Source organism: Streptomyces sp. NRRL S-87 (genome assembly GCF_000719335.1).
GTDB lineage: Bacteria > Actinomycetota > Actinomycetes > Streptomycetales > Streptomycetaceae > Streptomyces.
In genome coordinates, this window is the sequence record NZ_JOGB01000054.1 from 42,197 (window position 1) to 64,768 (window position 22,572).

The 22,572-nt window shown below is 71.1% G+C and carries 21 protein-coding genes and 1 riboswitch; of the genes, 15 read left to right on the plus strand and 6 right to left on the minus strand.

Going from position 1 to position 22,572, the window contains the following annotated elements:
• Nucleotides 1-51 precede the first annotated feature (51 nt).
• A complete protein-coding gene (locus IF43_RS0127755) occupies nt 52-1,620 on the minus strand; it encodes a hypothetical protein (RefSeq protein ID WP_030206439.1) in 1,569 nt (522 codons plus the stop codon).
• 198 nt (nt 1,621-1,818) lie between these two features.
• A complete protein-coding gene (locus tag IF43_RS36980; RefSeq protein WP_037890325.1) occupies nt 1,819-2,100 on the minus strand; it encodes a hypothetical protein in 282 nt (93 codons plus the stop codon).
• 199 nt (nt 2,101-2,299) lie between these two features.
• On the opposite strand from IF43_RS36980, the gene IF43_RS0127765 reads away from it, so the two are divergent.
• Both IF43_RS0127765 and IF43_RS41120 read left to right on the plus strand, forming a co-directional pair.
• Nucleotides 2,300-3,277, plus strand: coding sequence for a carbohydrate kinase family protein (locus IF43_RS0127765; RefSeq protein ID WP_030206444.1), 978 nt, complete (start codon nt 2,300-2,302; stop codon nt 3,275-3,277).
• 354 nt (nt 3,278-3,631) lie between these two features.
• A complete protein-coding gene (locus IF43_RS41120; protein ID WP_037890328.1) occupies nt 3,632-3,982 on the plus strand; it encodes a hypothetical protein in 351 nt (116 codons plus the stop codon).
• Nucleotides 3,983-3,994: 12 nt separating this feature from the next.
• On the opposite strand, the gene IF43_RS0127775 is transcribed toward IF43_RS41120, so the two are convergent.
• Complete coding sequence (locus IF43_RS0127775) at nt 3,995-5,377, minus strand: aminotransferase class V-fold PLP-dependent enzyme (RefSeq protein ID WP_030206452.1); 1,383 nt, start codon at nt 5,375-5,377, stop codon at nt 3,995-3,997.
• 336 nt (nt 5,378-5,713) lie between these two features.
• On the opposite strand from IF43_RS0127775, the gene coxB reads away from it, so the two are divergent.
• From coxB to IF43_RS0127795, 4 genes are all read left to right on the plus strand, one after another.
• Nucleotides 5,714-6,685, plus strand: a complete 972-nt coding sequence (gene coxB, locus IF43_RS0127780) for a cytochrome c oxidase subunit II (protein ID WP_030206455.1) — start codon at nt 5,714-5,716, stop codon at nt 6,683-6,685.
• Nucleotides 6,682-8,412, plus strand: coding sequence for a cytochrome c oxidase subunit I (gene ctaD, locus IF43_RS0127785; protein ID WP_030206458.1), 1,731 nt, complete (start codon nt 6,682-6,684; stop codon nt 8,410-8,412). The genes coxB and ctaD overlap by 4 nt, the downstream gene beginning before the upstream one ends.
• On the plus strand, nt 8,409-8,807 hold the full coding sequence (locus IF43_RS0127790; protein WP_030206461.1) for a cytochrome c oxidase subunit 4: 399 nt from the start codon (nt 8,409-8,411) through the stop codon (nt 8,805-8,807). The genes ctaD and IF43_RS0127790 overlap by 4 nt, the downstream gene beginning before the upstream one ends.
• A 168-nt stretch (nt 8,808-8,975) precedes the next feature.
• Complete coding sequence (locus IF43_RS0127795) at nt 8,976-10,226, plus strand: Ig-like domain-containing protein (RefSeq protein ID WP_030206465.1); 1,251 nt, start codon at nt 8,976-8,978, stop codon at nt 10,224-10,226.
• A gap of 51 nt (nt 10,227-10,277) precedes the next feature.
• On the opposite strand, the gene IF43_RS0127800 is transcribed toward IF43_RS0127795, so the two are convergent.
• Nucleotides 10,278-10,688, minus strand: coding sequence for a response regulator transcription factor (locus tag IF43_RS0127800; protein WP_030206467.1), 411 nt, complete (start codon nt 10,686-10,688; stop codon nt 10,278-10,280).
• Nucleotides 10,689-10,861: 173 nt separating this feature from the next.
• Between IF43_RS0127800 and IF43_RS0127805 the strand changes: the two genes are divergently transcribed.
• The 7 genes from IF43_RS0127805 to IF43_RS0127835 all read left to right on the plus strand — a co-directional run bounded on the left by IF43_RS0127805 (nt 10,862) and on the right by IF43_RS0127835 (nt 19,399).
• Nucleotides 10,862-11,482, plus strand: a complete 621-nt coding sequence (locus tag IF43_RS0127805; protein WP_030206470.1) for a heme-copper oxidase subunit III — start codon at nt 10,862-10,864, stop codon at nt 11,480-11,482.
• Between the two features lie 63 nt (nt 11,483-11,545).
• A complete protein-coding gene (locus IF43_RS0127810; RefSeq protein ID WP_030206473.1) occupies nt 11,546-12,355 on the plus strand; it encodes a c-type cytochrome in 810 nt (269 codons plus the stop codon).
• Nucleotides 12,352-13,404, plus strand: a complete 1,053-nt coding sequence (locus IF43_RS0127815) for a ubiquinol-cytochrome c reductase iron-sulfur subunit (RefSeq protein ID WP_030206476.1) — start codon at nt 12,352-12,354, stop codon at nt 13,402-13,404. Before IF43_RS0127810 ends, IF43_RS0127815 begins: the two co-directional genes overlap by 4 nt.
• Nucleotides 13,401-15,023: a cytochrome bc complex cytochrome b subunit gene (locus tag IF43_RS0127820; protein WP_030206485.1), complete on the plus strand. Its 1,623-nt coding sequence runs from the start codon at nt 13,401-13,403 to the stop codon at nt 15,021-15,023. The genes IF43_RS0127815 and IF43_RS0127820 overlap by 4 nt, the downstream gene beginning before the upstream one ends.
• Nucleotides 15,024-15,204: 181 nt before the next feature.
• Nucleotides 15,205-16,269: an anthranilate phosphoribosyltransferase gene (trpD, locus tag IF43_RS0127825; RefSeq protein WP_030206486.1), complete on the plus strand. Its 1,065-nt coding sequence runs from the start codon at nt 15,205-15,207 to the stop codon at nt 16,267-16,269.
• A 447-nt stretch (nt 16,270-16,716) separates the two neighbouring features.
• Entirely contained in the window at nt 16,717-17,463 is a 747-nt protein-coding gene (locus IF43_RS41125; RefSeq protein ID WP_158939522.1) for a hypothetical protein, read from the plus strand.
• Nucleotides 17,464-17,592: 129 nt separating this feature from the next.
• Nucleotides 17,593-17,709: riboswitch (SAM riboswitch) on the plus strand.
• 229 nt (nt 17,710-17,938) lie between these two features.
• Nucleotides 17,939-19,399, plus strand: coding sequence for an aminotransferase class V-fold PLP-dependent enzyme (locus IF43_RS0127835; protein ID WP_030206494.1), 1,461 nt, complete (start codon nt 17,939-17,941; stop codon nt 19,397-19,399).
• A 98-nt stretch (nt 19,400-19,497) separates the two neighbouring features.
• Here IF43_RS0127835 and IF43_RS0127840 read toward each other — a convergent pair whose 3' ends face one another.
• Nucleotides 19,498-19,779 (minus strand): Lrp/AsnC family transcriptional regulator, encoded by a 282-nt coding sequence (locus IF43_RS0127840; protein WP_030206505.1) that lies wholly within the window; start codon nt 19,777-19,779, stop codon nt 19,498-19,500.
• Complete coding sequence (locus tag IF43_RS0127845) at nt 19,776-20,486, minus strand: rhomboid family intramembrane serine protease (protein WP_030206507.1); 711 nt, start codon at nt 20,484-20,486, stop codon at nt 19,776-19,778. Before IF43_RS0127845 ends, IF43_RS0127840 begins: the two co-directional genes overlap by 4 nt.
• 221 nt (nt 20,487-20,707) lie before the next feature.
• On the opposite strand from IF43_RS0127845, the gene IF43_RS0127850 reads away from it, so the two are divergent.
• Both IF43_RS0127850 and IF43_RS0127855 read left to right on the plus strand, forming a co-directional pair.
• On the plus strand, nt 20,708-20,947 hold the full coding sequence (locus IF43_RS0127850; protein WP_030206510.1) for a hypothetical protein: 240 nt from the start codon (nt 20,708-20,710) through the stop codon (nt 20,945-20,947).
• A 45-nt stretch (nt 20,948-20,992) separates the two neighbouring features.
• On the plus strand, nt 20,993-22,357 hold the full coding sequence (locus IF43_RS0127855; protein WP_030206512.1) for an NYN domain-containing protein: 1,365 nt from the start codon (nt 20,993-20,995) through the stop codon (nt 22,355-22,357).
• Nucleotides 22,358-22,572: the final 215 nt, after the last annotated feature.

Here is a 22,572-nt window from a genome sequence, read left to right on the forward strand (position 1 = left end):
CCGGGGCGCAGGTGCCGGAGGTGCCGGAGGTGCCGTCCGGCAGGTCCGGGGTCAGCTCGTGCGCGGCAGCGTCTTGCCCGTCGTGGCGTCGATCACCTTCCGGTCGCCCAGTGGCTGCTCCAGCGTCACCGTGAGGGACATCTCCTTCGCGATCATGATGCAGGCCTTGTGCGGGTCCGTCGGCGTATCGGTGATCTTCACCGTCACGGCCGCCGCGCCCTCCCGCACCGACGCGGAGTACGTGCTGCACACCCCGCCCCAGAAGTGCACCGTCAGCCGGCGTCCGTCCTCCTGGTACGAGAACCCCGGCGCCGACGCCGGCGGAACGGTCGGTGCGTCCGCCGCGAGCGCCGACTGCGAGACCGTGTGGTCCGCCCGGCCGTCGCGCCCGGCGACGGTGAACAGCCACGCCGGCACCAGCTGCGCGCCCCTGTCGTCGGCCTGCGGGGTCAGCCCCAGCACCGCGCCCTCGACCTTCTCCGTGCGCGGCTGCTTCGGCGGGGCCGGCGACTGCGTGCACGGTGCGACGGAGTCCGGCGCGGCCGGATCCGTGTCCTGCCCGCCCCCGATCCCGGTCGCCGCGCCGTGGTCGGCGGTCGACGTGTCGTCGTCCGTGGTGGGGCCGCTGTCCGTCACCGAGCCGTCGTCCGAGACCGGCGTGTCCGGGCCGGCCGCGCCGACCTCGGGCCCGCCCGGGCCGCCCCCCGGCATCTTCGGCATGTCGACGTTCGGCACGGGGGTGGCGCAGGAGTCGGTCTCCGGGCTCCGGGACACCGCGTTCAGCCGCTTCAGGGCCTGGTCGGCCGTGATCACCGACTGCTGGCCGTCGCGCACCGGGGCCTTCAGGTTGCCGCTGCCGCCCGTCACCTGTCCGTCCGGGCCGATGATCAGTGCGGTCCGCCAGCCCTCGGTGGGCAGGCCGCCGATGACCGGGTCGGCGTTCACGTAGCGCGTGGCGCCGTGGACGACCTTGGCCTCCAGCTTCGCGCCGTCCTGGCCGGCCGCCTTGAGCACCGGGGCCGCGGCCGCCTTCGCCGCCGCCTCGCTCACCGGCGTACCGGTGCCGCCGCCCTCGGGGAGGACGGCCGGGCCGCAGCTGTCGGACCCCTTCTTGCAGTTGTCGCCCCCGCCCGGGTGGTACGCCGAGAACGTCCACGCCCCCGGGGCCTGCCGGCCCACCGTCAGGCGCATCCCGCCCGGGTCCTTCACGAGCCCGGCCTGCCACTGCTCGCCGACCAGCCGCGGCTCGCCCGCGATCCCGAGGGACGCCGCGAGCCTGGCCACCTCGTCCTTGCCCACCTCGCCCTTGACGTCGTACGACGGCGCCGAGCCGGGGCCCTTCGGCAGGGTGCCCTCCGCCACGTAGACCACCCCGCCGCCGGACGGATCCGGCTCGCCGGGCGCGATGCCCGGCAGGGGGGTGCCGCCGTCCGCCTTCTGCTCGCGGGAGGCGGCCGTGTCGCCGAGGGCCGCCTTCGACTCGCCGCCGCCCGAGGCCGACGCCGCCCAGTAAGCGCCGCCACCCCCGGCCAGCAGCACGGCGGCCGCCACCGACACGACGGCGAGCCGGGGCCGCCGCCGCTCCTGTGCACTGCGCTCGTCCGTACGCTCGCTGGTCACCGCATCGCTCCTTCGCCCGCAGTCCCGTTCGTGGTGCCCCTGTGACGGAAGCCGGGGTCAACCGGTTCCCTGGTCCTTTCGGTGGGTGGGGTGGGTCGGTGGGTGGGTGGGGCGTGCGTGGGTCGGTGCGTGCGTGCGTGCGTGGTGTCGGGGGCGGCGGCCCGTGCGGGCCGGTCCTGTCCGGTGGGGGCACCTGTTTCAGTCGCCGTACTGCGCCGTCCCCGCGATCAGGCGGGCGGAAGCCGTCGGCACGCGTACCCCGTGGATCTCCGTCGGGCTCACCGGCGCCGGTCGCGGCTCCGCCGGCACCGCCCAGTGCCGGGCCATCCGCGCCGAGGCGCCCAGCAGCTCGGCGAACGAGCCCTCCCCGCCGTCCCGGCCGCGCCGGGCCGCTGAGCGGGCAGGACGCGAGGGATGGACGGAGTGGACGGGGTGCGCGGGATGGGCGGCGTAGGGGGAGTGCGGGGAGTACTGCGTCATGGAGGTGCTCCCGATTCTGTGAGGGGTACCACGGGTAACCGGGTACCTGGGCACCGTAGGCACGGCGATCTCCACGAAGAAAGACCTACTATCGGGTAGTTTCGTCTGCTCGAACCTCCGGCCGGAAGCGTCCGGTCCGGCTCCGGAAGCGGGTAGCGTGGGATGTCAGCCTTTCGCCGCCCGCAGGAGCATCCACGCCGTGCGTATCGCAGTCACCGGCTCCATCGCCACCGACCACCTCATGACCTTCCCCGGCCGCTTCGCCGACCAGCTGGTCGCGGACCAGCTGCACACGGTCTCCCTCTCCTTCCTCGTCGACAACCTCGACGTGCGCCGCGGCGGCGTGGGCCCGAACATCTGCTTCGGCATGGGCCAGCTCGGCTCCCGCCCGGTCCTGGTCGGCGCCGCCGGCTACGACTTCGACGAGTACCGCGCCTGGCTCGACCGGCACGGTGTCGACACCGACTCCGTGCGCATCTCCGAGGTCCTGCACACCGCCCGCTTCGTGTGCACCACGGACGTCGACCACAACCAGATCGGCTCCTTCTACACCGGCGCCATGAGCGAGGCCCGCCTCATCGAGCTCAAGTCGGTGGCCGACCGGGTCGGCGGCCTCGACCTGGTCCTCATCGGCGCGGACGACCCGGAGGCGATGCTGCGCCACACGGAGGAGTGCCGGACCCGGAACATCCCGTTCGCGGCCGACTTCTCGCAGCAGATCGCCCGCATGGACGGCGACAACATCCGCACCCTGATGGAGGGCGCGACCTTCCTCTTCTCGAACGAGTACGAGAAGGGCCTGATCGAGACGAAGTCCGGCTGGAGCGACAAGGAGATCCTGTCCAAGGTCGGCACCCGTGTCACCACGCTGGGCTCGCGCGGCGTCATGATCGAGCGGGAGGGCGAGGAGACGATCACCGTCCCGTGCCCGCCGGAGGAGAAGAAGGTCGACCCCACCGGTGTGGGCGACGCCTTCCGCGCCGGCTTCCTGACCGGTCTGGCCTGGGGCGTCGGCCTGGAGCGGGCGGCGCAGGTCGGCTGCATGCTGGCCACGCTGGTCATCGAGACGCTGGGCACGCAGGAGTACACCCTGGCCCGCGCCCACTTCATGGAGCGGTTCACCGCTGCTTACGGCGAGGATGCCGCTGCCGAGGTGCGGGCGCACCTGACCGTCTGACCGTTTGGACGTCTGGCCGTTTGGCTTTGGGCGTCTGGTCGTTCTGGCCGTCTGGTGGTCTGGCCTTCGGGTCTGGTCGTCTGCTGAGCCCCGTCCTGGTTTGGGCGGGGCTTGGTTTTTTGTCCGGTCTGGCCTGGTGGGTCGGTCGTGGGTCCGGTCGGTACCGGTGCCCGGCTCGCTTCGGGGGTGGGGCGGGGGCTTCGGTCGGCTTGCTTCGGGGGTGGGTCCCGTGGTGTGTGGGTCCCCTCGGCGCTTGACAGGGGCGGCCTGCAGGCCCAGCGGCAGGCCCACCCAGGGGCAAGGGGCTTCGCTGACGGAGGCCGGCGTGTGCGGTCGGCCGGAGGAGGGGTGCCGATGGAGCGGAAGCGGGGCGCCCCCGAGGAGCGGTACGGGCGGCTGGTCGCGCTCTTCGAGGCCGAGCCCGGTGTGACCGTGCCCGGCGACGAGCCGCAGCGGGCGGGCAAGTTCGGGGCCGACGCCATGAAGACCGGCGGCAAGATCTTCGCGATGCTCGCCGGGGGCCGGTTGGTGGTGAAGCTCCCGCGGGCCCGCGTCGACGCGCTGGTGGAGGCCGGCGAGGGGGAGCGGTTCGACCCCGGGCACGGGCGCGTGATGCGCGAGTGGTTCAGCCTGGACCCCGGCTCGGCGCTGGCCTGGGACGGACTGGCCCGCGAGGCCCTGGAGTTCGTCACCCCCCGCCGCTGAGCGGCGCGGCGGTCAGTGGAGGCGGCGGACGCGGTACGACGTACCGACGGGCGCCGGGGCCTCGCCGAGGTACTCGTGCCCGCGCATCGCGCACCAGGCGGGGATGTCCAGCCGCGCGACCTCGTCGTCGGAGACGACGGTGACGGTGCCGCCCACCGGGACCCGGAGGACGGCCCGTGCGAGGGAGATGACCGGCTGCGGGCAGCGCTCTCCGAGGGCGTCGATCTGGAGCGACTCCGCGTCGGGGGCGACGGGTGTGGCCGGGGGGACGGCGCCGAGTTGCTCGCGGACTCCCGCCACCGCGGTGGGCAGCACCTCCAGGAAGCGGTTGACGTCCTCCGCGGTGGTGCCCGGGGGCAGGGAGACCCGCACGTTCCCCTCCGACAGGACTCCCATCGCCTTGAGCACGTGGCTGGGCGTCAGCGTCGAGCTCGTGCAGGAGGAGCCGGAGGAGACCGAGAAGCCCGCCCGGTCCAGCTCGTGCAGGAGGGTCTCCCCGTCGACGTAGAGGCAGGAGAAGGTGACGAGGTGCGGCAGGCGGAGGTCGGCCGCGCCGACCACCTCCACGTCCGGGACGAGGCGGGCCACCCGCCGGCGGATCCGGTCCACCAGGACGCGCAGCCGTGCGGCCTCCGCCTCGGCCTCCGCCCGTACGGCCCGCAGGGAGGCGGCGGCGGCGACCACCGCCGGGATGTTCTCGAAGCCGGCGGAGCGGCCCGACTCCCGCTCGTCGGCCGGACCTTGCGGGGCGAACCGGACACCCTTGCGGACGGCGAGCAGTCCGACGCCGGGCGGGCCGCCCCATTTGTGGGCGCTCCCGGTCAGCAGGGACCACTCGCCCGGCACCTGACCCCACGCCAGTGACTGCGCCGCGTCCACGAGGAGCGGTACGCCGGCCGCCCGGCAGAGCTCGGCCACCTCGGCGACCGGCTGCAGGGTGCCGACCTCGTGGTTGGCCGACTGCAGGCAGGCCAGGGCGGTGTCGGGGCGCAGCGCCTCGGCGTACCCGGCGGGGGTGACGGCTCCCGAGCGGTCCACCGGGACCTCGGTGCGGGTGCCGCCGCGGGCCTCGTGGGCCTCCGCGGCGTGCAGGACAGAACTGTGTTCGACGGCTGATACGACCAGATGCCCGCCGACACGCCGGCGGCCGGCGAGCGCCCCTTCGACGCCGACGTGGACCGCGCGCGTCCCCGAAGGAGTGAACACGAGCTCGTCCGGCCGGCAGCCCACCGCCTCGGCCGCGGTCTCGCGCGCGGCGTCCAGCAGCAGCCGGGCCCGGCGGCCCTCGCGGTACAGTCGGGCCGGATCGGCCCAGCCCTCGTCGAGGGCGGCCAGCAGGGCCTGTCGGGCGACCGGGTGCAGCGGGGCGGCGGAAGCGGCGTCGAAGTACGGCACACGGGAACCGTACGACACCCTGCGGCGCCCTCCGCCGGGCGCGGCCCGGGGTGGCGGCGGTGGTCGCCGGTCCGCCCGCCCGATCCCTTCCAGTGCCCGTCAAATACCCCCCGAACCCAGTCGATCGGGGCGCGTCGAGACGTCCCCCGGACGGCGGAGCCACCCCTTCGGGCGCTGTAGCGGCGCGTTGGGCACCCTCCCCGCGCGACCCCAAATAGCGTCCAGTAGGGTTTGGTCCGCATAAACATCCAAACCCCTGCCCGCGCCAGGGCCGGCGACCGACCCGCGAGACGGCCGCAGCCGGTCGCGCGGGCCGAATCCTCGGGAAGGCGCTACGTGAGTCCCTACGGCTCCGACCGCTCGCCGCGGCGCCCGATGCGGCGGAAGCTGCTGCAGGCGCTGACTGCGGGTGTGGTCCTGGCGACCGCCACTGGTTGCTCGTATACCTGGAAAGACTTCCCCCGCCTCGGAATGCCCACCCCGGTCACCGAGCAGGCGCCGCGCATCCTCTCCCTGTGGCAGGGATCGTGGGCGGCGGCCCTGGCCACCGGCGTGCTGGTCTGGGGCCTGATCCTGTGGAGCGTCATCTTCCACCGGCGCAGCCGCACCAAGGTGGAGGTCCCGGCGCAGACCCGGTACAACATGCCGATCGAGGCGCTGTACACCGTGGTCCCGCTCATCATCGTCTCGGTGCTGTTCTACTTCACCGCGCGTGACGAGTCCGAGCTCCTCTCCCTGGACAAGCCGAAGCACACGATCAACGTGGTCGGCTTCCAGTGGAGCTGGGGCTTCAACTACATCGAGAACGTCGACGGGGACGTGTCGACCCCGAGGCTCCGCGAGGTCCCGAAGGAGCTCGCCTCGATCCCGGACAAGTTCACCAAGGACTTCCCGGCCGGCGCCGAGGGCGTCTACACCAAGGGCGTTCCGGGCGACCGGAACCCGCAGACGGGCAACCCGGGCCCGACCCTCTGGCTCCCCAAGGGCGAGAAGGTCCGCTTCATCCTGTCGTCCAACGACGTCATCCACTCCTTCTGGGTGGTGCCGTTCCTCTTCAAGCAGGACGTCATCCCGGGCCACACCAATGTCTTCGAGGTGACTCCTTCGCAGGAGGGCACCTTCATGGGCAAGTGCGCCGAACTCTGCGGCGTCGACCACTCCCGGATGCTCTTCAACGTCAAGGTCGTCTCCCCGGAGCGCTACCAGGCGCACCTCAAGGAGCTGGCCGAGAAGGGTCAGACGGGTTACCTCCCGGCGGGCATCAAGCAGACCGATCCGGCCCGGAACTCGGAGACGAACAAACTGTGAGCATCCTCAACGAACCCCAGGGTGCCGCCGCGGCCGACTCGTATGAGAACGAGCTGCCGGTGCGGCGCAAGGAGCCCGGCAACGTCATCGTCAAGTGGATCACCACCACGGACCACAAGACGATCGGCTCGCTCTACCTCATCACCTCGTTCATCTTCTTCTGCATCGGTGGTGTCATGGCCTTGGTCATGCGCGCCGAGCTGGCCCGCCCGGGCACGCAGATCATGTCGAACGAGCAGTTCAACCAGGCGTTCACGATGCACGGCACGATCATGCTGCTGATGTTCGCGACGCCGCTGTTCGCGGGCTTCGCGAACTGGATCATGCCGCTGCAGATCGGCGCGCCCGACGTGGCGTTCCCGCGGCTGAACATGTTCGCCTACTGGCTGTACGTCTTCGGCTCGGTCATCGCGGTGGCCGGCTTCCTCACCCCGCAGGGTGCGGCCGACTTCGGCTGGTTCGCCTACTCCCCGCTGTCGGACGCGGTCCGTTCGCCGGGCGTCGGCGCCGACATGTGGATCATGGGTCTGGCCTTCTCCGGCTTCGGCACGATCCTCGGCTCGGTCAACTTCATCACCACGATCATCTGCATGCGCGCGCCCGGCATGACGATGTTCCGCATGCCGATCTTCACCTGGAACGTGCTGCTGACCGGTGTCCTGGTCCTGCTCGCCTTCCCGGTCCTGGCGGCCGCGCTCTTCGCGCTGGAGGCCGACCGCAAGTTCGGCGCCCACGTGTTCGACGCCGCCAACGGCGGTGCGCTCCTGTGGCAGCACCTCTTCTGGTTCTTCGGACACCCAGAGGTGTACATCATCGCCCTACCGTTCTTCGGAATCATTTCCGAAGTGATCCCGGTCTTCTCGCGCAAGCCGATGTTCGGTTACATCGGCCTGATCGCCGCCACGATCGCGATCGCCGGCCTCTCCGTGACCGTGTGGGCCCACCACATGTACGTCACCGGTGGTGTGCTGCTGCCGTTCTTCTCCTTCATGACCTTCCTGATCGCGGTCCCGACCGGTGTGAAGTTCTTCAACTGGATCGGCACCATGTGGAAGGGCTCGCTGTCCTTCGAGACCCCGATGCTCTGGACGATCGGCTTCCTGATCACCTTCACCTTCGGTGGTCTGACCGGCGTCATCCTGGCCTCGCCGCCGATGGACTTCCACGTCTCCGACTCGTACTTCGTCGTCGCGCACTTCCACTACGTCGTCTTCGGCACCGTGGTCTTCGCGATGTTCGCCGGCTTCCACTTCTGGTGGCCGAAGTTCACGGGCAAGATGCTGGACGAGCGCCTCGGCAAGATGACCTTCTGGACGCTGTTCATCGGCTTCCACGGCACGTTCCTCGTCCAGCACTGGCTGGGTGCCGAGGGCATGCCGCGCCGCTACGCCGACTACCTCGCGGCCGACGGCTTCACCGCGCTGAACACGATCTCCACGATCAGCTCGTTCCTGCTCGGCATGTCGATCCTGCCGTTCTTCTACAACATCTGGAAGACGGCCAAGTACGGCAAGAAGGTCGAGGTCGACGACCCGTGGGGTTACGGCCGTTCGCTTGAGTGGGCGACCTCCTGCCCGCCGCCGCGGCACAACTTCCTCACCCTGCCGCGGATCCGCTCCGAATCCCCGGCGTTCGACCTGCACCACCCTGAGATCGCGGCCCTCGACCACCTCGAGGACCACGGTCCCGTCACCGCCGTCGCGGGCGGCAAGGAGGCCGGCAAGTGAAGATCCAGGGCAAGATGTTCCTCTGGCTCTCCGCGTTCATCCTGATCATGGCCGTCGTGTACGGCGTGTGGTCGAAGGAGCCGGCGGGCACCACGGCGCTGTTCCTGGCCTTCGGCCTCAGCGTCATGATCGGCTACTACCTGGCCTTCACCGCCAAGCGCGTGGACGCCATGGCGCAGGACAACAAGGAAGCCGACGTCGCGGACGAGGCCGGCGAGCTCGGCTTCTTCTCCCCGCACAGCTGGCAGCCGCTCTCCCTGGCCGTCGGTGGCGCCCTGGCCTTCATGGGCGTCGTCTTCGGCTGGTGGCTGCTGTACTTCTCCGCTCCCGTGATCATGGTCGGTCTGTGGGGCTGGGTGTACGAGTACTACCGCGGTGAGAACGCGAACCAGTAGCACTCGCGCCCGACGCGGCACTTGGGGCCCGGACACCTCGACACCGAGGGGTCCGGGCCCCTTGTCGTACCCGGCCGCTCCATTACCAGAGACGGTTCGTTTTGCCGAGCACCCTCGTTTGCAGTCACCCCGCATGCCGTAATTGTCATATCTTCATAGCGTTGGGGTATGAGCCACTCACCGCGTCTTTGGACGGTTCTCAGCTGCTCCCTGCTGGTCGCGTCCCTCGGGGCCGGGGCCACCGCCTGCGGGACCGACGACAACCCGCTCTCCGCCCGCCCCTTCGACGCGGGCGACCAGGTCGCCTTCAACACGAAGGCGGGCAGTCGCGCCGTCGACCCCGACCGGCCCCTGGAAGTCACACTCAAGGGCGGTGACGGCCGTATCACGGACGTCACGGCCGTCGACACCCACGGCCGGCGGCTGGCCGGCGAACTCTCCGCCACCGGCGACCGCTGGCGCAGTACCACCGCACTCGCCGCCGGGGTCCGCTACACCGTCACCGTCGACACCGAGGACGCCCACGGCGCCCCGGGGGAGCGCACGATGACGTTCGAGACCACCCCGGCGAAGAAGCTGCTGACCGCGGAGTTCGGCCCCGAGGCGGGCACGTACGGCGTCGGGCAGCCCGTCACGGCCGAACTCAGCGAGCCCGTCAAGGACAAGGCCGCCCGCGCGGTCGTCGAGCGGGCGCTGGTCGTCGAGTCCAGCCCCCACACCGAGGGCTCCTGGTACTGGGTCGACGACAAGAAGCTGCACTTCCGCCCCAAGGAGTACTGGCCGGCCCACGCCACCGTCTCCGTACGGAGCAACCTGGAGGGCGTCCGCATCACCGACCACCTCTACGGCGCCGGCGCCAAACCCCTCAAGCTCACCATCGGCGACCGGGTCGAGGTCGTCACCGACGCCGCCTCGCACCAGCTGACCTTCAAGCGCAACGGAGAGGTCGTCAACACCATCCCGGTGACCACCGGCAAGCCCGGCTTCTCCACCCGCAACGGTTACAAGGTGGTGCTCGGCAAGCAGTACTTCGTCCGGATGCGCAGCACCACCGTCGGCATCGCGGAGGGCTCCTCGGACTCGTACGACTTGCCCGTCTACTACGCGACCCGGGTCACCTGGAGCGGTGAATACGTGCACGCCGCGCCCTGGTCCGTGGGGTCGCAGGGGTACGACAACGTCAGCCACGGCTGCACGGGCATGAGCACGGACAACGCCGCCTGGTTCTACGAGAACATCAAGGAGGGCGACGTGGTCCAGGTCGTCAACAGCATGGGCGACGACATGGACCCGTTCGGCAACGGCTTCGGCGACTGGAACCTGCCGTGGAAGAAGTGGCGCGAGGGCAGCGCCCTGCTGGCCGGCACCCAGGACGGCCGCAGCCCCGCCGACACGGCACGACTGCGGCCCCAGGTGTGAGACCGGGCCCCCCGGGGCCCGGTACGCCGTGAGAAGGAAGGGAGGGGCTGCTCAGGCGGCGTGGTTGTTGCCCGACAGCCTGCGCCGCAGCAGCCCCGCCAGGGCGTCCGCCAGCTCCACCGGGTCCACCGGCAGCGTCACCGCCGCGTCCGCGCGGCTCCACGTGGCCAGCCAGGCGTCCTGCGGCCGGCCGATCAGCAGCACCACCGGCGGGCAGTTGAACACCTCGTCCTTGATCTGCCGGCACACGCCCATGCCGCCCGCGGGCACGGCCTCGCCGTCCAGTACGCACACGTCGACGCCGCCCTCGTCCAGGGCCTTCAGCACGGCCGGCAGCGTCGCGCACTCGAGGAACTCCACCGGCGGCAGGTCCGGTGCCGGCCGCCGTCCCGCGGCCAGCCGCACCTGCTCACGCGCAGTGGCGTCGTCGCTGTAGACCAGGACCCTCGCAGTCGCCCGCATCGTTCCTCCACGTGTCACAAGAATCACGTTGATGTTGCGCGGACTCTACTCCGTCCGACGGCCCCTCAACATCGGTTCGGACAGGCATCGGATGGGCCGTTCGGGCAGTGCACACCTCCCGGACACTCCGAACGGCACCCCCCGGCGTGAGGGCCGGATAAGCGACCGACATAATGTCGGTCGTGGCGACAGCAACGACAGTAGATACCGGGCACGCGCACCCGACGGTCAATCGACCGAACCTCGTCAGCGTCGGAACGATCATCTGGTTGAGTTCCGAGCTGATGTTCTTCGCGGCCCTCTTCGCGATGTACTTCACCCTGCGATCGGTGACCGGCACCGAGTACTGGACGGAACAGGCCTCCAACCTGAACCTGCCCTTCTCGGCGACCAACACCACGATCCTGGTGCTCTCCTCCCTCACCTGCCAGCTCGGCGTCTTCGCCGCCGAGCGCGGTGACGTGAAGAAGCTCCGCACCTGGTTCGTGATCACCTTCGTGATGGGTGCCATCTTCATTGGCGGCCAGGTGTTCGAGTACACCGAGCTGGTCAAGCACGAGGGCATCTCGCTCTCGTCCGGCCCCTACGGCTCGGTCTTCTACCTGACCACCGGTTTCCACGGTCTGCACGTGACGGGCGGTCTGATCGCCTTCCTGCTGGTCCTGGGCCGGACGTACGCGGCCAAGAGGTTCACCCACGAACAGGCCACGTCGGCCATCGTCGTGTCCTACTACTGGCACTTCGTCGATGTTGTCTGGATCGGCCTCTTCGCCACGATCTACCTGATCAAGTAACCGGGCCCGGCCCGACTCATCCAGCAAGCACCGACGCAGAAGATCCTGACACCGGGGTAATCCGTGAAAAAGCTCTCCGCACGACGACGCCATCCGCTGGCGGCGCTCGTCGTTCTACTCCTCGCGCTGGCGGCCACTGGGGGGCTGTACGCCGCCTTCGCGCCCGCGGGCAAGGCGCAGGCCGACGACACCGCCCAGTCCCTCGCCATCGAGGAAGGCAAGAAGCTCTACGCCGTGGGCTGTGCGACCTGCCACGGTACTGGCGGTCAGGGTTCCTCTGACGGCCCGAGCCTCGTCGGCGTCGGCGCCGCCGCGGTCGACTTCCAGGTCTCGACCGGCCGCATGCCCGCCCAGCAGCCCGGGGCGCAGATCCCCCGGAAGAAGAACATCTACTCCCAGGCGCAGATCGACCAGCTCGCCGCGTACATCGCCTCCCTCGGCGCCGGCCCGAGCGTGCCGACCGAGAAGCAGTACGACCCGGCCGGTGCAGACGTCGCCAAGGGTGGCGAGCTCTTCCGCAACAACTGCGCCCAGTGCCACAACTTCACCGGAGAGGGCGGCGCCCTGACGTACGGCAAGTACGCGCCGAACCTCGAAGGCGTGGAGCCGAAGCACATCTACGAGGCCATGCTCACCGGCCCGCAGAACATGCCCTCCTTCCCGGACAGCACCATGCCGGAGAAGCAGAAGAAGGACATCATCGCGTACCTCGAGACCGTCAACGGCGATAAGTCGGAGAGCCCCGGTGGCCTCAAGCTCGGTGGCCTCGGCCCCGTGTCCGAGGGTCTCTTCGGCTGGGTCTTCGGTCTGGGTGCGCTCATCGCTGTCGCCGTCTGGGTCGCGGCCCACACCGCTAAGGCCAAGAAGTCATGAGTAGCCAAGACATTCCCGAAGAGAACCTGCCGAGCGCGCAGGACGCCCACCACGGTGCGGTGACCGTCGCGGACGATCCGTTCGCCGACCCGGGCCTGCCGGCCCACAAGCCCCGTATCCAGGACATCGACGAGCGGGCCGCCAAGCGGTCCGAGCGCACGGTCGCCCTGCTGTTCACGGTCTCGATGCTGGCCACCATCGGCTTCATCGCGTCGTACGTGACCATCCCGGTCGACAAGATCGTCTACATCTTCCCGGTCGGTCACGTCAGCGGGCTGAACTTCGCCCTCGGCCTGACCCTGGGCGTCGCGCTCTTCTGCATCGGCGCGGGCGCGGTCCACTGGGCCCGCACCCTGATGTCCGACGTCGAGGTCGCCGACGACCGGCACCCGATCGAGGCCTCCCCCGAGGTCCGTGCCAAGGTCATGCAGGACTTCAAGGACGGTGCCGAGGAATCGGTCATCGCCCGTCGTCCGCTGATCCGCAACACGCTCCTCGGCGCGATGGCGCTGGTGCCGCTCTCCGGCGTCATGCTGCTGCGCGACCTGGGTCCGCTGCCGGAGGAGAAGCTCCGCAACACCGCCTGGTCGAAGGGCAAGCTGCTCATCAACCAGAACACCCAGGAGCCCCTGCGTCCCGAGGACGTCGCTGTCGGTTCCCTGACCTTCGCCGCCCCGGAGGGGCTGGAGGAGGAGCAGGAGGACTACCAGCAGCAGATCGCCAAGGCCGCCCTGATGATCGTCCGCATCCTGCCGGAGGACATCAAGGACAAGCGCGAGCTGGCGTGGTCGCACGACGGCATCGTGGCCTTCTCGAAGATCTGCACCCACGTCGGCTGCCCGATCAGCCTGTACGAGCAGCAGACGCACCACGTGCTCTGCCCGTGCCACCAGTCCACCTTCGACCTCTCCGACGGCGCCCGCGTCATCTTCGGCCCGGCCGGTCACGCCCTCCCGCAGCTGCGCATCGGCGTGAATGACGAAGGCTTCCTCGAGGCGCTCGGCGACTTCGAAGAGCCCGTCGGTCCTGCTTTCTGGGAGCGCGGATGAGCACTGCCACTGAAACCAAAAAGGCTCCGGCCGGCGAGCGCCTCGCCGACTGGGCCGACGGACGACTGGGCATCTACAGCCTGGCCAAGTCCAACATGCGCAAGATCTTCCCGGACCACTGGTCCTTCATGCTGGGTGAGATCGCGCTCTACAGCTTCATCATCATCATCCTCACGGGTGTGTACCTGACGCTGTTCTTCCACCCGAGCATGAACGAGGTCGTGTACCACGGCTCGTACGTGCCCATGCAGGGTGTGAAGATGTCCGAGGCCTTCTCCTCGACCCTGGACATCAGCTTCGACGTCCGCGGCGGTCTGCTCATCCGGCAGATCCACCACTGGGCGGCGCTGATCTTCATCGCGGCGATGCTCGTGCACATGATGCGCGTCTTCTTCACGGGCGCCTTCCGCAAGCCGCGCGAGGTCAACTGGCTCTTCGGCTTCCTGCTGCTGGTCCTCGGCATGTTCACCGGCTTCACCGGTTACTCCCTGCCGGACGACCTGCTCTCGGGCACCGGTGTCCGCTTCATGGAGGGCGCGATCCTGTCCGTGCCGATCGTCGGCACGTACCTGTCGTTCTTCCTCTTCGGCGGCGAGTTCCCGGGCCACGACTTCGTGGCGCGGTTCTACTCGATCCACATCCTGCTGCTGCCGGGCATCATGCTCGGCCTGCTGGTGGCCCACCTGATCCTGGTCTTCTACCACAAGCACACGCAGTTCGCGGGCCCCGGCAAGACCAACGAGAACGTCGTCGGCATGCCGCTGCTGCCGGTCTACATGGCCAAGGCCGGAGGCTTCTTCTTCCTGGTCTTCGGTGTCATCGCGGCCATCGCGGCGATCGCCTCGATCAACCCGATCTGGGCGCTCGGCCCGTACATTCCGGACCACGTGTCCACCGGCGCCCAGCCCGACTGGTACATGGGCTTCTCCGAGGGTCTGATCCGTGCCATGCCCGGCTGGGAGATCAACCTGTGGGGCCACACCCTCGTCCTGGGCGTGTTCATCCCGCTGGTCATCTTCCCGCTGGTGCTGGTCGCGATCGCGGTCTACCCGTTCATCGAGTCCTGGGTCACCGGCGACAAGCGCGAGCACCACATCCTGGACCGCCCGCGCAACGTCCCGACCCGTACCGGGTTCGGTGTGGCCTGGCTGACGTGGTACGTCATCCTGCTGATCGCCGGTGGAAACGACATGTTCGCGCAGTACTTCCACCTGTCGATCAACTCGATCACCTGGTTCACCCGCATCGGCTTCTTCGTGGGCCCGGTCATCGCGTTCATCATCACCAAGCGCATCTGCCTCGGCCTCCAGCGCCGCGACAGGGACAAGGTGCTGCACGGCCGCGAGACCGGCATCATCAAGCGCCTGCCGCACGGTGAGTTCATCGAGGTCCACGAGCCGCTGCCGCAGGGCCAGCTGCACAAGCTGACCGCGCACGAGCAGTACGCGCCCGCGGAGATCGGCCCGACGGTCGACGAGAACGGCGTCGAGCGCAAGGTGAAGGCCGGCGAGAAGCTCCGCGCCAAGCTGAGCAAGGGCTACTACGCCGAGGGCAACCAGATTCCGAAGCCCACGGTGGAGGAGTTCAAGGAGATCCAGAGCGGCCACGGCCACCACTGATCCCCGACGGTCACCCGGCACCGCCGGCTGACCACGACATGTAGTCGCCACGGCAAGAGCCCCGTCCACACGCTGGACGGGGCTCTTCGCCGTCCGTGGGGGGTGGATAGGCTGAGGGTGACATGGAGGCCCGTGTGAACGCATCCGGGCCTCATCCGGCTGTGGACCCCAGGAGCGGACCATGAACGTTGTGACCCCGGCAGGCGGCGACAGCGTGGCGGCCGGGTCCTGGCCGGCCGTACTCGACGCCCTGCTCAACGGCAAGGACCTGACCGCGGACGACACCGCGTGGGCCATGGACCGCATCATGCGCGGCGAGGCCACCGACGCCCAGATCGCCGGCTTCGTGGTCGCGCTGCGCGCCAAGGGCGAGACCGTGGCCGAGATCAACGGCCTGGTACGGGCCATGTACGCGCACGCCAACCTCATCGAGGTCTCCGGCCGCACCGTCGACATCGTCGGCACCGGCGGCGACGGTGCGAAGACCGTCAACATCTCGACGATGTCCTCGATCGTGGTCGCCGGTACGGGCACCAAGGTCGTCAAGCACGGCAACCGGGCCGCGTCCTCCGCGTCCGGCTCCTCGGACGTGCTGGAGAAGCTCGGCGTCAACCTCAACCTCACGCCCGCGCGCGTGGCGGCGGTCGCGGAGGAGGCGGGCATCACCTTCTGCTTCGCGGTGAAGTTCCACCCCGCGCTGCGGCACGTGGCGGCGGCCCGCAAGGAACTCGGCATCCGCACCACCTTCAACGTGCTCGGCCCGCTGACCAACCCCGCCCGGGTGCGGTCGGTGGCCGCGGGCGTGGCCGACCCCCGGATGGCGCCCATCGTGGCCGGGGTGTTCGCCGAGCGCGGTTCCTCGGCGCTGGTCTTCCGCGGTGACGACGGCCTCGACGAACTGACCACCACGTCCACGTCGCGGGTGTGGTGGGTGCGGGACGGGGGCGTCACCGAACTCGCCTTCGACCCGCGGGACGTGGGCATCCCCCTGGTCGACGTCTCCGCCCTGCGGGGCGCGGACGCCTCGTTCAACGCCGACGTGGCGCGGCGCCTGCTGGCCGGTGAGACCGGGCCGGTCCGGGACGCGGTACTGCTGAACTCGGCGGCCGCCCTGGTCGCGGCGGACCCCGGTACCGGGTCGCTGGAGGAGCAGCTCGTCACCGCCATGGCGCGGGCCGCCGAGTCCATCGACTCGGGCTCGGCCCGGGCGGCCCTCGACCGCTGGGTGGCCGCCAGCAACGCCTGAGTGGTGTGTGGGGGAGGCGCTTGACAGGGGTGGCCTGCAGGCCGCCCCTGTCAAGCGCCGAGGGGACCCACACACCACGGGACCCACCCCGCGAGGGGGACCGGCCCCGCACGGCGAGGCCGCCGGAGCTGCGGGCAACCCGGGTCAACGGGGGAAACGCTGGCTAGAGTTGGGGCGTCGGGGCGGACGCGCTGGGCGGGGCGCGGTCGCGTACCGCCAGGGCCACGCCGCCGCACGGGGGAAGCGATGGGCGATCGCGGGGGACCGGAGGGCGACGCGTCGACCCCCCAGGACGGCACGCGCGGGCACGGCGGCACGACCCCCGGCCCGCGGCCGGGCACCGGCGGGTCCGGATCGCCCGCGGCTCGGCCGGGTACCGGCGGCCTCGGAGAGCCGGGGGCGGCGGCGCGGCGTACGGCGTCGCCCCGTACGGCGGCGGCGGGGGACGTGCGCGGAAGGTCCGGACTCGGCGTCTGGTACCGCGAGCAGGATCCCGGCGTGAAGGCCGCCGTGATCACGATCCTCGGGTCACTGGCCGTGGCCCTCGTCGGCGCCGCCGCGAACCTCGTCGTCGCCCTCATCAGCGTCCCGGGGGACGGGCCGCCCACCGCCGCTCCGGCGCCGGCCGTGGTGACGACCGGGCCCGCGGACCCCGAGGGGTCCGGGCGCCCGGCGACGTCCACCGGCCCGACACCCACCGCCACGCCTACCCCGACGCGTTCCGCGTCCGACACGCCACCGCCCACCGCGGACCCGACCGACGCCCCGCCCCCCACGCCGCCGGAACCGAGCCGGGAGGACCCGCCGGAGCCGACCCCGCCCGCCCCCCGCCCCGTACGCGTCCGGTGGCAGGGCGAGCTGGTCGTGGACGGCAGCGGCTACCGGGCCGGCGGATGGTTCCTGGACTCGGCCCCGCCCTCCCGCGCGCCGCTCGGCGACCTAGGCCCCCGCGGCACCCACGAGCTGTACGGCCCCTACGCCCTCGTCGCCTGGAGCGGGGCCCGGTCGCCCTCCCGCCAGCAGTGCGTCGAGCTGCTGAACAGCCGACCGGGGCAGAACGCCCTGGACGTACAGGTCGGCGACACGGCCTGCGTCGGGACCGAGAACGGCCGGGTCGCCCGGCTCACCGTGACAGGCTTCTCCGACCCCGACCGACAGATCACCGTGGCCGTCACCGTGTGGGAACGCCCCTGACGCGGCCCCCGCGCCCCGACCGCACCCCGTCCAGACCGCGCCCCCGGCCGAACACGGGCCCGCGGTACGGCTGTCCGCGATACGGACACGGGTTGCGGGGTCGGGATCTTGTCGGCAAGGATGCTCACAGGTCACGAGTGACAGCGTTTTGGCCCCGGCTTGCTGTCCGGCAACCCTCCGTCCGTGGCGGGGTGCCCCGGGTGATGACCAGGCCGTGGGCAGCGAGGTCCGCGGCAAGCGCGGACCCCTCGACCACCAGGGGTCCTGGTCCTCGAGGAGCGTTTTTCCGTGAGCGAGCGAATGCGATAGGCGCCCAGCGCCCTCTTCTCCACCCCTCCGTACGCGCGGTCCGCCGGAATCCCCGGCGTCCGTCCCGCCGTACGTCGAGGCACACCCCCGCCCGCGCGACCGTCCAGGCGTACCCCCGGCGGGGTCAGCGAAGCCATTCACCCTGCCTGCCCCGGGAGATACCGCCATGTCCGCGTACCCGAACGCCGCCGCCGTAGCCGCCACCACCTACGTCGCCACCGTCACCCCCTCCGCCCCGGCCGCCGCCGAGGAGGGCGACGCCTGCTGCGCCGGCGCCCACGCCGCCGGCGCCGACTGCGCCGCCGCACCGCTGCCGGTCCTCGGCCGCGACGTCACCGTCCCCCTCGTCACCGGCGGCGAGGTCACCTACGCCGCCCTCGACTACGCCGCCAGCGCCCCGGCGCTCCAGCGGGTCTGGGACGACGTCGCGGCGTACGCCCCGTACTACGGGAGCGTGCACCGCGGGGCCGGGTACCTCTCCCAGCTGTCCACCGACCTCTTCGAGGCCAGCCGCGCCACGGTGGCCGAGTTCCTCGACTGCCGTTCCTCCGATCAGGTGATTTTCACCCGCTCGACGACCGACTCCCTGAACCTGCTCGCCCACGTGCTGCCGGCCGACTGCCGCGTCTTCGTCTTCGAGACCGAGCACCACGCCTCCCTGCTCCCCTGGAGCGGCCACCAGGTCACCTACCTGGACGCGCCGCGCACCCCCGCCGAGGCCGTCGACACCCTGGAGCGCGCGCTCGCCGACCGCGACCCCCACGGCCCGGCCCTGGTGTGCGTCACCGGCGCCTCCAACGTCACCGGCGAGCTGTGGCCCGTCAAGGAACTGGCCGCCGCCGCCCACGCGCACGGCGCCCGCATCGTCCTGGACGCCGCCCAGTTGGCGCCGCACCACCCGGTCTCCGTACAGGACCTCGACGTGGACTGGGTCGCCTTCTCCGGCCACAAGCTGTACGCGCCCTTCGGCTCGGGCGTGCTGGCCGGCCGGGCCGACTGGCTGCGGGCGGCCGAGCCGTACCTCGCCGGCGGCGGGGCCTCCCGCACGGTCGCCCGCGGCGAGGACGGGGGAGTGGCCGTCGAGTGGCACACCACCGCGGCCCGCCACGAGGCCGGTTCGCCCAACGTCATCGGCGTCTACGCCGTCGCCTCCGCCTGCCGGGCCCTGACCGAGGCGGGCTTCGACCGCCTGGTCGCCCGCGAGCAGGAGCTCGTGCGCCGCGTCCGGGAAGGCCTCGCGGAGGTCCCCGAGGTACGGGTCCTCTCGCTGTTCGGCGAGGACGCGGCCCGCGTGGGCGTCATCTCGTTCGTCGTCGAGGGCTGGAACAGCTCGCACTTCGCGGCCGCGCTCTCCGCCGAGTACGGGATCGGCGTGCGCGACGGGCTGTTCTGCGCCCACCCGCTGGTGCGCATCCTGCTCGGCGGCGCTCCGCAGGAGCCCGGCGCGTGCGGGTCCCCCGAGGCCGCTCCGGGCGAGCGGTCGCTGAACGCGATCCGGGTCAGCTTCGGCGCGGGTACGCCCGACGAGCACGTCGAGCGGTTCGTCCGCGCCGTGCGGGAGCTGGTCTCCCAGGGCGCCCAGTGGGAGTACCGCACGGAGGAGGGCCGCTGCGTCCCGGCCGTGTGATCCCGGGACGCGGGGCGGTGCCGGGGACGGGGGTCCCGGCGCCGCCCCCTTCGCGTCGTCGCGGTGCCGTTCCGGCGGAGCCGCGCGGTGAGCGCCGGTCAGGCGTCCAGACCGATGGCGAAGGCCGCCTCGAGGTCGTGCTGCGAGTAGGTGCGGAAGGCGACGTGGGTGTCCGTGGCCTCGACGCCCGGGATCTTGCTGATCCGGCCGGGGATGATGTCGGCCAGGTCCTCGTGGCGGGAGACCCGCACGAGGGCGATGAGGTCGTACGTGCCGGTCACCGAGTAGACCTCGCTGACGTTCTCCAGGGCCGCGATCCGCTCGGCGATCTCAGGGATCCGGTCCACGCTGGTCTTGATGAGGACAAGGGCAGTGATCACGGCGTGCTGTCTCCCTCGGTGGCCGCGGCTGATCTCCTCACTGTAGTCGTACGCCGGTAGCGGCCCCAGGCGTACAGGAAGCCCAGCGTGAAGCCGACGAGGTGGGCCAGGTAGGCCACCCCCGGGCCGCTGCCGGCCCGGTACTGGGCCAGGCCCTGGAGCGCGAACCAGAACAGCAGGACCACCCATGCGGGCAGGCGCAGCGGCAGGAAGAAGAGGAACGGGAAGACGCTGGTCACCCTGGCCCGCGGGAACAGGCACAGGAACGCGCCGAGCACACCGGAGATCGCCCCGGAGGCGCCGACCAGCGTCTGGTCGGAGGAGGCGTTGGCCGCCGCGTACGCCACCATCGCGAGGTAGCCGCACACGAGGTAGAAGACGGCGAACTCCAGTCGGCCCATCCGCTCCTCGACCATCGCGCCGAAGACGTACAGGAAGAGCATGTTGCCGAGCAGGTGCAGCCAGTTCCCGTGGACGAACAGCGCCGTCAGCGGGGTGAGGGCGGTGCGGGCGCCGCCGGCGAAGAGCTCGTCGGGGACCACGCCCCATTCGCGCAGGTAGGCGGTCTGCTCCGCGAGCAGCGCGTCCCCGGTGCCGTACGACGGGACGAACCCGGACAGCGGCCCCGCGAGGAACAGCACCGCGCCGGCGGCGATCAGGGCGTGGCTGATCACCGCGCCCCGGACGGCTCCGCACCTTACGATCATGAACAGAGCATGACCTATCGGGACGGAACGGAACAGGCCGCCCCGCCGCGTCCCGTATGCGGGACGGGGCCCACCCGGGGCCCCTGCAAGGCCGTAGGGTTACGAGCGGTACCGAAGGCGTACCGAAGTGAGCCGCGGGGCGACGACGGCGTGGAGTCACGACGGGGTGAACCCGCGACCGGCCCGGACCGCGCGGCACGCACGAAGGAGAGATCGGCCCGATGACGGTTCCCCTGCCGACCGCCACGACCCGCTGGCGCTGCACCCTGTGCGGCAACCTCACCCGTTTCGACGTCACCCGCTCGTCGAAGGTGGTCGAGTACGTCCACCTCGACCTCGCCGGAGAGCCCAAGGTGGAGGAGCGTGAGGTGCTGAGTGAGACCATCGAGTCGGTCCGCTGCCGCTGGTGCAACGCGGTGGACCAGATCGAGCTCGTGGACAGGCCGGGTGCCGACTCCTGAGGGAGGGGTACCCGCCGATTGAGGAACCGACGGTAGGGGTGACGGATTGTGGAGCCTGCACGCGGCGCTGAACCGGCCGGCGCGGCCGGTGGCGGCGACGCCGAGGCGCTCGACCGGCCTCTGCCGGAGGGCGTACGGCGCAGGGTCGTCGCGTTCACGGCGGACGCGTTCGGCGGGCTGACGCTCGCCGACCTGCCGTCGCAGCTGCGCCAGTACGCCCGGTTCACCCCCACGCGGCGGGCCAAGTTCGCCGGCAACGCGATGGCCGCCGCGCTGGAGGGCGACCCGGTCTTCCGCGGCCGGATCGCCGAACGGCTCCGGGAGGCGCAGCCCGAGCTGGCCGCCGCCCTGGAGTCCGGCTCGTCGCCGGCCGCCGCCGACCCGCTGGACGTGGCGGCGGTGGCGTACGTCCTGCGCCCGGCCGGCTGGGTGAAGCTGGTGGCGGCCGCGGGCGAGGAGGCCCAGCGGGCCGACGCCGAGCGCGCCGGCGAGGAGGCCCAGCGCGAACTCGAACGACTGCGCGAGGAGCTGGCCCTGCTGCGCGAGCAGCAGCGCACCCACGGCGAGCACCAGCGACAGGAGCTGGAGGCGGCCCGCAAGGAAGCCGAATCGCTTCAGCGCAAGCTGCGCAGCGCCCTGAACGACGTCAAGCGCGGCGAGGCGGCACTGCGCAAGGCCGCGGCCGAGGCCGACGCGTTCCGTGCCGAGGCCGCCGCGCAGGTGGCCGCGGCCGAGAGCGAGGGCCGGCGGCTGAAGTCCCGCCTGGCCGAGGTGGAGGCGGCCCTGGAGGCCAGCCGCCGCTCGGCCCGTGAGGGGCGCAGCGTCGAGGACATGCGGCTGCGGCTGCTGCTGGACACCGTGCTGGAGTCGGCGCAGGGGCTGCGCCGGGAACTCGCCCTGCCGCCCGCCTCGGTACGGCCGGCGGACACCGTCGACGCGGTGGAGCCGGGCCGGATGACGCCCAAGGACATCGCGGCCCGCGCCCTGTCGGAGACGGACCCGGCGCTGCTGGACCAGCTGCTCGCGCTGCCGCAGGTGCACCTGGTCGTCGACGGCTACAACGTGACCAAGACCGGCTATCCGACGATGCCGCTGGAGAAGCAGCGGTTGCGGCTGCTGGGCGGCCTGTCGATGCTGGCTGCGCAGACCGGTGCCGAGGTGACGTGCGTCTTCGACGGCGCCGAGCTGGCGGCGCCGGTGCTGCTCGCGCCGCCGCGCGGGGTGCGGGTGCTGTTCTCCAAGGCCGGTGTCACCGCTGACGAGTTGATCCGTCAGCTGGTGCGGGCGGAGCCGCCCGGCCGGCCGGTAGTCGTGGCGTCCACCGACCGCGAGGTGGCCGACGGAGTGGCCCGTGCCGGGGCGCGGCCCGTTGCGTCCCTCTTGCTTCTCAAGCGGCTTTCGCGCGCCTAGTCAACTGCTGCGCCCTATGCCCGATTTGGCAGGGACGGTCCGTCAAGTGGCCGGTACGCAGCGTGCACCGGATGTGAAGAAGTGGGCTTCCGGGCGAGATTTTGCTCATCAGGATTTGAACTGATCACAGAAAGGTCACTAGGGTCTGGGCTCAAACCTTCGTGCGGTTGATCACTCATTCGGGGTGGCCGCGGAGGTACCGCCGCGACTGCGTC